Genomic DNA, 11,957 nt, shown 5'->3' with positions numbered 1-11,957 from the left:
CTTCGACGCCGACGGCAGCGGCGCCGGCGCCGCCCGCCAGCTCGCCCAACTCGAACCCGGCCTCGCCCTCAGCGCCGACGACTTCCTCGTCGTCCTCTGATCAAAACCCCGAGGATGGGCGCTCGGCCGCCCTCAGAGCGCCAGCGCCGCCGGCTGCCTGAGCTGGCGTTCGATCTCGATCAGCCGCTGCTTGCGGCAGAGACCGCCGCCACCGGGCCCGAGGAGACCGCCGATAGCGCGCCGCCGGAAGTGACGCAGACGGCAGAGATCGCGCCCGTGCTCCGCGCCGAGGATGCCGCGATCCTCACCCGGCTGGACTCGCTGCTGACCCGGGAGACGCCCCATCTCGACCCTAATCTGACGCTGATGCGTCTGGCCCGCCGGCTACGGCTGCCGGAAAAGCGGCTGTCGGCCGCCGTGAACGCCGCCACCGGCGAGAATGTCTCGCACTATGTCAACGCCTGGCGCATCCATGCCGCCTGCGCTGGCCTCGGCCGTGGCCTCAGCGTGACCGAGGCGATGCTGGAGAGCGGCTTCAACACGAAATCGAACTTCAACCGGGAGTTTTGCCGGGCGATGGGGACGATCCCCAGCGCCTGGCTGTCCGGCCGGACGGCGGGCGCATCCCTCGCCGTGCCCTGAGCCACCACAGTGCCCCTTGCCGGCGGATCATGTCGGCGCGCGCGCCTGCATCAACGGGGCCAGCGCCACGCCACCCGGGTCTTCGCCCAGCCGCAGAGCGGCCCCGACGGCGTCACGGTTCGCGGCAGAACGGGTCTGTTCCAGCTTGGACACCCCCGTCACCGTCTCGATATGCAGGCGGAAGCCGACGATCCGCGGCATCATCCGGTCGACGTCCGCCTGCGGGATCCGCGACAGCTGCCAGTCGCCGCCGATCCGCGCCTCGGACTGGGCGATGATGTTCTCCATGAGCGCCAGCATCTGCGGCCCCTCCGCCACCGGCGCGATCCGGCCGCGCACCTGCACCGCACGATACACCCAGGTCGGCACGTCCTCCGCCTCGACATACCAGCGCGGCGAGACATAGGCCGAGGGTCCGGTGAACACCGCCAGCGCCGGGCCACCGCGCAGCAGATCGGGGGTTTGCGGGTTGATCCGGGCGATATGGCCGATCAGCGTCGGGCACTCCGGCGTGCCATCCTCGAAATAGAGCGGCGTGTGGCTGGCCTCGGTCACCCCGTCCTGTCCGGGGGTGACGATCAGAGCAAAGGGCTGCGCCCGGATCATGGCGCGGGCCGCCGCCGTCTCCATGCGATAGGGGGCGGGCACATAGGGGCGCTGGGTCTCGCGGCTCATCTGACGGGAGGTCCTGCCTGCTCACCACGGATGGCGACACGATGCCCGGCGCCGAGATCGATCAGCCGGTAGGGCTCCTCCGGTCGCATCGCGTCGTAGTAGGCGAGATCGTCGCCGGCGATCCCGGGCAGGATGTGTTCGGCCAGATGCACCCCCTTTTCACCACGTTCGAGCCGCGGCGAGGCGCTGAGCAGCCGGCGGGTATAGGGGTGACGCGGAGAAGCGAAGAGCGCCGGCGTCGCGGCCTCCTCCATCAGCCGGCCCTTGTGCAGCACATAGAGCCGGGCGCAGAGCTGCTCCACGATATGCAGATCGTGGCTGATGAACAGGCAGGCAAAGCCATAGTCCGCCTGCAGCCGCTTCAGCAGCGCCAGGATCTGGGCCTGGATCGTCACGTCCAGCGCCGAGACCGGCTCGTCGGCGATGATCAGGTCGGGCCGCGCGATCAGCGCCCGGGCGATGGCCACCCGCTGGCGCTGGCCGCCCGACAGCGCATGGGGAAACCGTGCCGCCATGTCGCGCGACAGGCCGACCGCCTCCAGCATCCGTTCCGCCGCCTGCTGCCGCTCGGTGTCCGACAGGCTCCTGTCATGGCGCAGCCCCTCACGGACGATCCGGCCAATCCGCATCCTGGGATTGAGCGAGGAGACCGGATCCTGGAACACCACCCGGATGCGCTGGCGCAGATGGCGTTCCTCGCCGGCGCCGATCTGGTCCAGCGGCTGGCCGTCGAACACCACCCGCCCGGCGGCCTTCGGGGTCAGCTTGCAGATGGCACGGCCGATCGTGCTCTTGCCGCTGCCGGATTCCCCTACCAGCCCGACGAATTCCCCTGGCGCGATGGTCAGCGACACATCCCGCACCGCGTGATGGACCGTCTCGCCGAAAAGGCCCAGGACCTTCTTCTCGCGAAAATCGACGCTGAGGTTCTCGACGCGGAGGAGCGGCGCACCGGCGCGCCCGGCCACCGGATCGGGGGCGCCGAGCTCCGCCGCCGCCAGCAGTCGGCGGGTATAGGCGTGCTGCGGATCGGCCAGCACCGCGCGGGTGGTGCCGGTTTCCACCAGATCGCCCTTTTCCATCACCGCCACCCGTTCGGCATAGCGGGCGACGACGGCCAGATCGTGCGAGATCAGGATGACCGAAGTGCCATTGGCGCGGGCCACCTCCTCCATGATGTCGAGCACCTCGCGCTGCACCACCGCATCCAGCGCCGTGGTCGGCTCGTCCGCGATCAGCAGCGCCGGTTTCAGCATCATCACCGAAGCGATCATGATCCGCTGGCGCATACCGCCGGAGAATTCATGCGGGTAGCGGTCCAGCAACGCCTCCGGCCGGTCCAGACGCACCTGCCGCAGCATATCGAGCGCGCGGGCGCGGATCTGTGCCTCGGTCAGGTCGGTGTGCAGCCGCATCGCCTCGAACATCTGGGGGCCGATCTTCATCGTCGGGTTCAGCGACGACAGGGGTTCCTGAAAGATCAGCCCGATCGAGCGGCCGCGCAGCAGCCGCAGCTCCTCTGGCGAGCTTGGCGCGGTGATCTCGTGGCCGTCAAATCGGATCCGGCCGCGGCTGACCCGTCCGGGCTCCGGCAACAGGCCCAGGATCGCACGGCCGATCATGCTCTTGCCGCTGCCGGATTCCCCGACCAGCGCCAGGATCTCGCCCCGCCGCAGCGCCAGATCGACGCCCCGCACAACGGAGGTAGGGCCGAAGGAGATTTCCAGTTCCTCGATCCGCAGGATCGGATCGCCCCCGGCTCTGGTGTCGGTCTTGGGGGTGTCGTGCATCTCTGCCCTCTCCATGTCAGATCGTCTCCTTCGACGGGCCGGAGGCCGATTTCGGGTCGAGCTCGTCGCGCAGCGCATCGCCCAGCAGATTGACCCCCAGCAGCGCCACCGAGATACAGATCCCCGGCAGCAGCCCCAGCAGCGGGTAGCGCATCAGATGCGCCTTGGCCTCGGACAGGATATTGCCCCAGCTCGGCTCCGGCGGCGGCACGCCCAGCCCCAGAAAGCTCAGCGCGCTTTCCGCCAGCAGCACCCAGCCGAACATCATCGTGCTGAGCACGATCAGCGGCGCCAGGCAGTTCGGCAGGATATGCACGATCAGCGTATAGAGCCGGGAATTGCCCATCACGGCGGAGGCCTCGACGAATTCGCTCTGACTGATCGAGAGGACCGAGCCGCGCACCACCCGGGTCACCGCCGGCAGATAGGCGAAGGACAGCGCCAGGATGACGCCATAGCGGTTGGCGCCGATCACCGCCATCAGCCCCAGCGCGATCAGCAGGCCGGGAAAGGCCATCAGCGCATCCAGTACCATGATCAGCAGCCGGTCGAACCAGCCACGGAAATACCCGGCGGCGGCGCCCAGGATGGTGCCCAGAAGCACCGGGATCACCAGCGTGGCAAAGCCGATGGAGACCGACACCCAGGCGCCCCGCATCAGCCGGGACAGCACGTCGCGCCCGAACATGTCGGTGCCGAAGGGATGCGCCGTGCCCGGCGCGGCGAACCGGTGCAGCAGATCGGATTTCAACGGATCGTAGGGGGTCCAGACCGCACCGAGCACGGCCATCAGCAGCACCGCCCCCAGCATCAGCGCCCCGATCAGCCCGTTGGGCTTGCGCAGCAGACGAAGAATGAAATTCACGACAGGCGCACCTTTGGATCGAAGAAGGAATAGGCGATGTCGATCAGCAGGTTGGTGACCACATAGATCGCCGCGATGAACAGCAGCGCCCCCTGCAGGACCGGATAATCGCGACCATAGATCGAATCGACCAGAAGCTTGCCCAGGCCCGGCAGGGTGAAGACGGTCTCGGTCACCGCCGCCCCGGCCAGCAGCCCCGCCAGCGCGATGCCCACCATGGTCAGCGTCGGCGCGAAGGCATTGGGAAAGACATGCCGCCACAGCACCTGCCGCTCCGGCAGTCCCTTGGCGCGGGCATGGGTGATGTAATCGCGGTTCATCACCTCAAGGCTGCCGGCACGCATCATCCGGGTCATCACGGCGATTTCGGACAACGCCAGCGATGTAACCGGCAGGATCAGATAGGTCAGCCCCAGGCCGAAGTCCTGCGACATCGAGACGAAGCCCACGGTGGGCAGCCAGCCGAGGATGGCGCCGAACAGAACCAGCAGCATCAGCCCGACCCAGAAGCTGGGCATCGACAGCTTCAGGATCGTCAGCACCACGATGGCGTAATCCACCTTGGTGTTGTGACGATGCGCGGCGATCAGCCCGGCGGGGATCGCCACGATCAGGGCGGTTCCCATCGCCAGCAGCACCACCGTGGCGGTGACGCCGAACCGGTCGAGGATCAACGCCCCCACCGGCTGGCCGGTGCGGATCGAGATCCCGAGGTTCCCCGAGAAGATCTCGCGCAGCCAGGCCAGGAACTGCACCGGCAAGGGCTGATCCAGCCCCAGCTGCCGGCGCATCATCTCAAGCGTCGATTCATCGTCGATATTGCCGCCCAGCATCATCAGCGCCGCGTCGCCCGGCAAGGCCCGGACGAGGCAGAAGATGATGACGGCCACGAGGATGAGGGTGGGAACCGACATCACGATGCGTCGCAGAACGAAAAGAAACATGGCCGTCTCCTGTCTTCCGGCGGTCAGCCGGCGACCCGCAGCATCCAGCCGCGCAGCATGCCGGCGCCCCAGTTCTCGAAGCCCTCGACCCGGTCGGAGAGGCCGGTGAACAGCATCCGGTGACCCAGACCGATGGCGGGCACCTCGGTGTTGAAGCGGCGCGACAGCTCGTCGATGATCCGCTGCAGGCGCGCCGGATCGCCGGTTTGCAGCGATTCATTTACCAGCGCGATGGCCTCCGGATCCTGCCAGGCCTTGCGGGTGGCGGCGCCGGTGAACATCTCGAAGCTCAGCCCCGCCTGCAGACGCGGCGAGAAGCTGAAGGACTGCATCGTATAGCCTTCGGCCTTGCGGTAGGCCTCCAGCTGGGTGCCCCATTCGACCACCTCCAGCTTGGCGTTGAAGCCCGCGTCCATCAGCATCGCCTGCGCCATCAGCGCCCGTTCGTAATAGGCGCCGTTGCGGCGGGTGGCGAGGATCGTGATCTCTTCCCCATCGTAGCCGGCCTGCTGCATCAGCGACCGCGCCAGTTCCACGTCATAGGCCGGGTATTGCGCCTCAACCTGGGTGAAGTTCGCCGACATCGGCGGCACCGGCGAGGGGGAAGCCTTGCCGAACCCTTCGGTGATCGCCGCCATGATCTGTTCGGGATCGATGGCATGGGCCATCGCCTGCCGGATGCGCACATCCTTCAGCAGCGGGTCGTTGGGGTTCAGCAGATAGGTGTCCCAGACCGCGGACTGGGTGGCGTCGACCGTGAACCCGGGCTGGCCCTGCAACTCTGCCGCCGCCATCGCGTCGATCTGCACCAGATCGAGATCGCCGGCCTGCAGCGCCGTCTTGGCCACCGCGCCCTCGCCCACGATGTCGAAATGCAGCGTGTCGACCTCGGCGTGTTTGCCGCCGCCATAGCCGTTCAGCGGCTCGTCGCGGCTGACGTAGTCGGGGAAGCGCTTCAGCTCGACATAGCGGCCCGGCAGGTGATCGCCCAGCATATAGGGGCCGGTGCCGATCGGTGCGTTCCAGCTGCCGTCGGGGTTGACCGAGTCCGGATGCAGGATGCCCATGGCGCCGCAATCGAACCGCGCGATGGTGGCCAGGAACACCGCATAGGGCCGCTCCAGCCGGATCACGAAGGTGTTCTCGTCCGGGGTCTCTGCGGCGACCACATTGATGTTGTTCTTGCCGTTGAAGTAATTCTTGCAGTGGCTTTCGGACTCCGGCCCCGCCAGCCGGTTCCAGGACCACAGCACCTCTTTCGAGGTCATCACCGCGCCGTTGTGGAACTTGACGCCCTTGCGCAGATGGAAGGTGTAGGTCAGCCCGTCGTCCGAGACCTCATAGCTTTCGGCCAGCATCGGAATGATCTCGAAATTGGCGCCATAGGTGACCAGGCCCTCGATGATATGGCCGTGGATGATGTCGGTGTTGCCGTCGCGGGTCACGCCCGGGTTGGTGCCGCGGATATCGGCGTTCAGCGCCATCCGCACCATGCTGTCGGCCAGCGCCGGCACCACCGTGCCGCAGGCCAGCGTCGCCGCCAGCATCACCGTGCCGAGCAGTCCGTTTCTGATTTTCATGTCGGTCTTCCCTGTTGTTGGTCTTTGTTGGGCCCGCCCCTTGCAGGCGGCGGCGCCGGCTCAGCTCAGGCTGAACCGGGTGGTGGTGTCGCTGGCATAGGGCAGCTGTCGGATCCGCATCTCGCCGGCGCCGGCGTCCATCAGCACCATGGCGACGGTGGCGGAGAGATAGGCGTTGGTTTCGCCCTCGTTGCCCCTGGGCGTGCGGATGATGCCGCGTGGCGATCCGAAACGGTCGTCCAGCGCCAGCGCCAGGCTGTCCAGCGTATGGGCCTGGCCCCCGGTTTCGATCAGCCGCCGTAGCCGACGGTCACGAAACAGCGTGTCGGCGCCCCTGGCGATGCCCGCGTCCATCTCCCGCGTCCGCGCGGCTGGGCTGGTGAAATGGTTGGCATGGGTCAGGCAACCGCCCTCCGGCGCCTGCCAGTAGATCTGCGCCGGCGTGGTTTCGAAATTCAGGCAATCGCCGCTGGTGGCGCAGCTGATCGTCATGTTGTTCGAGACCGTGCGCGGCAGCCGGTAAAGCTCGGTCAGCGCCTGGGAATAGCCGCCCGCCTCCAGCACCCGGCGGCGGATCACCGACAAGGGCACGCCGAAGGGCGCCTTGCCGTCCTGGCCGCAGACCAGATTGTTGCCGGTGATCGCCACACCTTCGGAGTTGAAACCGGCCCGCGCCAGACCGCCGGCCTCGACATAGGTGAGGATATCGGGTCCCTGTTCAGAGCGGATCTGCAGGACCACGGTGCTTTCGGCGCAATCGGGCAGCCAGTCCCAGTTCTGCGCATGCAGCAGCTGCCCGGCTTCGGTCCATTCCGGCAGGACCACGGCGGCGGTACAACCATCATCGGCGGTGGACAGATCGCGCGGCCGCTGCGCATGCAGGTTGATGATCTCGCTGCGGCCGTTGACGACCAGCACCTCCTCCAGCAGCACATTGGCCCCCTCGGCGATCCCGGCCAGCTCTTCCACCGCCTCGGGCACCAGGCGCACAAGGCTGTCGCGCAGCTCGGCGGCATAGGCCAGCACGCTATCCCAGCTCATGCCCTGATCCTGGAACAGCGCCCGATAGACGCCGAGCCCGTGGCGCAGTTGGGTATCAGCCTGCCGGCCATAGGACTGGCCGCGTGCCCGCGCCGGCCCCTCCAACTCGATCAGCTTCGGCACGATGCCCATCAGCGCACCCCCGGCGCCGGCAGCCGATCAGTCAGCACATCGGTGAAGAAGCGTTCGACATAGGGAAAGACGCCGCGCATGTCATGCGGCACCCCGGGGGCGATATCGTGCCAGACCTCGACCCCGCGCGCCTCCATCGTCTGCCGCAGGCTGTGCAGCCGGTCATTGCGGTTCTTGCCGGCACTGTTGGCGCCGGGGATGTATTTCGGCGAATCCTCGGGGAAGGTGATCTCCCAGGATTCGGTATCCAGCGCCCCGACGGACATATGCACCTTGATCTGCTTCAGCGCCGCGAAATCGATGCCGCGCCCGAAGACCTGTTCGAAATTGCGGATGCCGGGCCACCAGTCCATGGTCTCGTCCAGCAGAGTGACGGAGCCCGGCGCGCCGATCGAGACAGCCTTGAGCCGGTCGGGATGCAGATAGAGGAACCGGTGGGTGAAATGGCCACCGCCGGAAAAGCCGAACAGCATGAACTTGCCGAAGCTGCGGCTGATCAGATCGCCCGCCTCCTTGACCATGGCGAGCAGCACCTCGTCATAGCGGATGTCGCCCTCGACCATGTATTTGTAGCCGCCCGATTCCATGTCGCCGCGCACGCCGACCGGAAACAGCGGCGCCAGGATCACGCAGTTGTTGAAGCGCCCGAATCCAGCGAAGGCGTCGCGATAGAGCGACTGCAGCCGCATGGTGCCATGCACCGCCACCAGCAGATCGAGTTCGCGCTCCGGCGCGTCCCAGGCGCTTTCCGGGATGTAGAGCGTGTAGGAGAACCGCGGATCGGCCTTGCAGGCGATGATCGTGGTCTCCCCGGTCAGATAAAGCGACCGGAAGCGGTCTTTGGGGCTGTCCCCTACTCTTGGCAGCATGTGTCACGGGTCTCCTGCAATCGGTCGTCGGAGGCGAGACTAGGCAGGATTGCACATGGCGTCAAAATCTTTTTCTAAATTGGCGCCAATTTTGTGGATGATATTGATCCCCGCCCTTCGGCTGTCTATTCTCCGGTTGAAACCCACAGGCAGAGATCCCGCAGAGACGCCATGAGCACAGCCCCGAAAGACAGCCCAGCCGCCAGACAATCGCCGGACGAGATCTCTCAACAGATCGTCACCGACATCAACAAGGGCGTTCTGGGTCCGGGCGAATGGCTCAAGCAGATCGACCTTGAGAAGCGCTACGGCTGCACCCGGATCAAGGTGCGGGATGCGCTGACCAACCTGCATTCCAAGCGGCTGGTCGAACATATTCCCAATCGCGGCTACCGCGTCCCCCACCCCGACCCGACGCGCATCCGCCAGGTGGGAGAAGTGCGCGCCCTGCTCGAATCCCACGCCGCCGCAGATGTGATCGACCAGGCCACCGAGGCCGATATCGCCGAGTTGCGGGCGCTGGCCGAGGCGTTCAAGGAGGCCGCGTATCACGGCTCCTCCTTCGCGCAGATCGAGGCGAATTACGCTTTTCACGCCAAGCTCTACAGCTTTTGCAGGAACGACGTGCTGCGCGAGATGATGCTGGATCTGCGCCAGCGCGGCCCGGCGGCGCCGGTGGGCCAGTGGCAGACGATGGATCAGCTGCTGAAGGCGACCCAGGGCCACTTCGATCTGGTCGACGCGATCGAGAAACGCGATCTGCCGCTGCTCAAGGCCCGGATCACCAGCCACATCAGCGGCATGCCCGTGCCCTTGGAAGACGAGACCCCCTCATGACGATTCACCCCGACCTCGCCCGCCTGCTGGACCGCAATCGCGCCGCCGGCGGCCCGGCGCTGCAGGACATGGCGCTGACCGACGCCCGCGCCGCGATGCGCGACATGTTCCATGCCAACGGCTATCCGGTCCGGCACGAGGCCGATGTGCGCCAGCTCGGCCCTGCCGAGACCGGCGCGCCCTTTTCGGCCACCCTCTACCGGCCGCAGCAGGCCAGCGGCACACTGCCGGCGCTGGTCTATTTCCACGGCGGCGGCTTCGTGCTGGGCGATGCCGACACCTATGACATCCATTCGCGCGCGCTGGCGCATCTTCTGGGCGTCACCATCGTCTTCATCGGCTATCGCCTGGCCCCCGAGCACCCCTTTCCCGCCGCCGTCGAGGATGCCGGCGCCGCGATGGACTGGCTCGCCGGTGCCGCCGCAGCGCTGGAGATCGACCCCACCCGCGTCGCGGTGATGGGCGAGAGCGCCGGCGGCAATCTGGCGGTGAATGCCGCCCTTCACGCCGCACGGGGCGGCCGGCTCGGGCTCTGCGGCGCGACGCTGATCTATCCGGTCACCGACGCCCGTCCCTTCGTCGAGGGCGCCAGCACCGCCCGCTACCCCTCGGTGACCCGCTATGCCACCGGCACCAACCTCGACGATGCCGAGATGCGCTGGTTTCTGACCAACTACCTGCCCGACCGCGCCGATGCGGAGCGACCCGAAAACGTGCTGGAACGGCACCCCGATCTGGCGCTGATGCCCCGCACCCGCATCTTCACCGCCGAATGCGACCCGCTACGCGACATCGGGCTGAGCTTTGCCACCACGCTGATCGAGGCCGGCGTCGAGGTCCGGGCCGATTGCCTGTCCGGCATGCTCCACAGCTTCATGTGCCACGGCGGCATCTCCGGCCAGGCGCTGCGGCATTTCTTCCGCATCGTCGAGGCAATCGCCGAGGATTTCCCCCCGCGCGGCTGAGCCGTCTTGCCCGGGGCGACCTCGGCCCCGGCAGCTGTCCGGGTCCCCCGCCCCCGATCGCCTGTCGCCGGGATCGGGAACGGGGCCGGCGGGGTCTCAGGTGCCGGTGTAGACAGGCGCCCGTCTGTCGATCCAGGCCGACAGCCCCTCACCGATATCGCGGGTTGCAGCCATGCGACCGAACTGCTCGCTTTCGATCTCCAGCCCCTCGGTGATGGAGGCGTTCAGCCCCCGCGTGACCGCGGCGATGATCCGGGCTGCGGCCAGCGGGGAATGACGCAGGATCCGCTCCGCCAGCTCAACCGCCGCCGGCATCAGATCGCCGTGCGGAACCACCCGGTTGACCAGGCCCAATTCATAGGCGCGATCCGGCCCGAACGGGTCCCCGGTCAGCAGAAGCTCCAGCGCGCGCTTGCGCCCGGCGAGACGCGGCAGGCGCTGGGTGCCCCCGAAGGTCGGCGGGATGCCGATGTTGATCTCCGGCTTGGCGAAACTGGCCCGGTCGGAGGCCACAGCCAGATGAACCGCCTCGATGATTTCGCACCCGCCGCCAAAGGCGATGCCATTCACGGCGGCGATGATCGGCTTGCCGAAGGCCTCCAGGCGCCGTGTCATGCGTTGCCCCCGGCGCACGAACTCCCTCAGCGCGATCTCCGGCCCGCGTCTCACGCTTTCGGTGAACTCGTGAATGTCGCCGCCGGCAGAGAAGGCGCGATCACCGGCGCCGGTCAGGATCACGGCGCGCAGGCTGTCGTCGCTCTCGATCTCCTCCAGCCGCGCGATCAGCCGGTCGTTCATCTGATAGCTCAGGGCGTTGAGCTTGCCGGGCCGGTTCAGCGTCAGAACCGCGATCGGGCCGCGACGTTCCATCAATACCGTTTCAGTCATGGTGCTTCTCCATCGATTGCATTGACCGAACCCTGCAAACCGGGGATACCCAAGTAAACTCACTGGGTAGTATACATGGCACGATCGTCAGCGGACACGACGCGGGACAGGATCCTGACAGCCGCCAACAAGCTGTTTTACGGAGAGGGCATTCGCGCCGTAAGTGTCGATGCCATCGCGGAAAAAGCCGGACTGACCAAGCGGACGCTCTATTATCACTTCCGAAGCAAGGATGAGCTGATCGAGGCTTATCTGATCTCGCGCGACCAGCCGAATCTGGCCGCCTTCGAGGCGTGGTTCGACGCCGCCGGCGGCACGGTCGCCGACAAGACGGCGGAGATCTTCACCCGGGTTGCGGAGAATGCCCGGCATCCCAAATGGAAGGGCTGCGGCTTTCTGCGCACCGTCGCGGAACTGGCGAATATGCCGGGGCACCCCGCGGTGGCGGTGGGGGCCGCCCACAAGAAGAAATTCGAGGCCTGGCTGGCGGGGCGGCTCGGCGCGGGCGGGATCGGCGACAGCGCGGCGCTGGCCCGGAGCGTCGCCGTTCTGATGGACGGAGCCTTTGCCGCGATGCTGACCCATCGTGATCCCAGCTATGCCGAAGCTGCGGGGGGCGCCGCACGGGAGCTGGTTCAGACCCGGTTGCCACAGACGGACCAAGGCACCTCCCGAAGCTGACGACCGCGCCCGGCCCGGAGCGATGGCCGGTGACTGCAGACAAGACAT

General features: G+C 67.0%; 12 protein-coding genes. 4 read left to right on the top strand and 8 right to left on the bottom strand.

The annotated features are described in order from the left end of the window. Nucleotides 1-114: 114 nt before the first annotated feature. On the top strand, nucleotides 115-642 hold the full coding sequence (locus QO033_RS24170; protein ID WP_284483302.1) for a helix-turn-helix domain-containing protein: 528 nt from the start codon (nucleotides 115-117) through the stop codon (nucleotides 640-642). Nucleotides 643-669: 27 nt separating this feature from the next. On the opposite strand, the gene QO033_RS24165 is transcribed toward QO033_RS24170, so the two are convergent. Genes QO033_RS24165 through QO033_RS24135 form a run of 7 tightly spaced genes read right to left on the bottom strand, consistent with a single transcriptional unit; the run spans nucleotide 670 to nucleotide 8,538 of the window. After that, on the bottom strand, nucleotides 670-1,317 hold the full coding sequence (locus QO033_RS24165) for an FMN-binding negative transcriptional regulator (RefSeq protein WP_284483301.1): 648 nt from the start codon (nucleotides 1,315-1,317) through the stop codon (nucleotides 670-672). Next, nucleotides 1,314-3,122: a dipeptide ABC transporter ATP-binding protein gene (locus QO033_RS24160; protein ID WP_284483300.1), complete on the bottom strand. Its 1,809-nt coding sequence runs from the start codon at nucleotides 3,120-3,122 to the stop codon at nucleotides 1,314-1,316. The genes QO033_RS24165 and QO033_RS24160 overlap by 4 nt, the downstream gene beginning before the upstream one ends. Before the next feature lies 1 nt (nucleotide 3,123). Next, nucleotides 3,124-3,972 carry an ABC transporter permease gene (locus tag QO033_RS24155; RefSeq protein WP_284483299.1) on the bottom strand — a complete coding sequence of 283 codons (849 nt, stop codon included), beginning with the start codon at nucleotides 3,970-3,972 and terminating at the stop codon, nucleotides 3,124-3,126. Continuing rightward, nucleotides 3,969-4,916 (bottom strand): ABC transporter permease, encoded by a 948-nt coding sequence (locus tag QO033_RS24150; protein ID WP_284483298.1) that lies wholly within the window; start codon nucleotides 4,914-4,916, stop codon nucleotides 3,969-3,971. The genes QO033_RS24155 and QO033_RS24150 overlap by 4 nt, the downstream gene beginning before the upstream one ends. Nucleotides 4,917-4,939: 23 nt before the next feature. Continuing rightward, nucleotides 4,940-6,496, bottom strand: coding sequence for an ABC transporter substrate-binding protein (locus tag QO033_RS24145; protein ID WP_284483297.1), 1,557 nt, complete (start codon nucleotides 6,494-6,496; stop codon nucleotides 4,940-4,942). Between the two features lie 60 nt (nucleotides 6,497-6,556). Continuing rightward, on the bottom strand, nucleotides 6,557-7,669 hold the full coding sequence (locus QO033_RS24140) for a C45 family autoproteolytic acyltransferase/hydolase (protein ID WP_284483296.1): 1,113 nt from the start codon (nucleotides 7,667-7,669) through the stop codon (nucleotides 6,557-6,559). Further along, the gene (locus QO033_RS24135) at nucleotides 7,669-8,538 is read right to left on the bottom strand and encodes an alpha/beta hydrolase (protein WP_284483295.1); all 870 of its coding nucleotides are present in this window, start codon (nucleotides 8,536-8,538) and stop codon (nucleotides 7,669-7,671) included. The genes QO033_RS24140 and QO033_RS24135 overlap by 1 nt, the downstream gene beginning before the upstream one ends. Nucleotides 8,539-8,709: 171 nt before the next feature. On the opposite strand from QO033_RS24135, the gene QO033_RS24130 reads away from it, so the two are divergent. Then, nucleotides 8,710-9,375: a GntR family transcriptional regulator gene (locus QO033_RS24130; protein WP_284483294.1), complete on the top strand. Its 666-nt coding sequence runs from the start codon at nucleotides 8,710-8,712 to the stop codon at nucleotides 9,373-9,375. Further along, nucleotides 9,372-10,340 carry an alpha/beta hydrolase gene (locus QO033_RS24125; protein ID WP_284483293.1) on the top strand — a complete coding sequence of 323 codons (969 nt, stop codon included), beginning with the start codon at nucleotides 9,372-9,374 and terminating at the stop codon, nucleotides 10,338-10,340. Before QO033_RS24130 ends, QO033_RS24125 begins: the two co-directional genes overlap by 4 nt. Nucleotides 10,341-10,436: 96 nt before the next feature. On the opposite strand, the gene QO033_RS24120 is transcribed toward QO033_RS24125, so the two are convergent. Then, nucleotides 10,437-11,228 carry a crotonase/enoyl-CoA hydratase family protein gene (locus QO033_RS24120; protein ID WP_284483292.1) on the bottom strand — a complete coding sequence of 264 codons (792 nt, stop codon included), beginning with the start codon at nucleotides 11,226-11,228 and terminating at the stop codon, nucleotides 10,437-10,439. 75 nt (nucleotides 11,229-11,303) lie between these two features. Here QO033_RS24120 and QO033_RS24115 point away from each other — a divergent pair, with 75 nt between their 5' ends. Then, nucleotides 11,304-11,909 (top strand): TetR/AcrR family transcriptional regulator, encoded by a 606-nt coding sequence (locus QO033_RS24115; protein ID WP_284483291.1) that lies wholly within the window; start codon nucleotides 11,304-11,306, stop codon nucleotides 11,907-11,909. Nucleotides 11,910-11,957 lie beyond the last annotated feature (48 nt).

Source organism: Pseudodonghicola flavimaris, from assembly GCF_030164425.1.
GTDB classification, from domain to species: domain Bacteria; phylum Pseudomonadota; class Alphaproteobacteria; order Rhodobacterales; family Rhodobacteraceae; genus Pseudodonghicola; species Pseudodonghicola flavimaris.
Note: the sequence above shows the minus strand (reverse complement) of the source record. Positions and strands in the feature narration are given on the sequence as shown.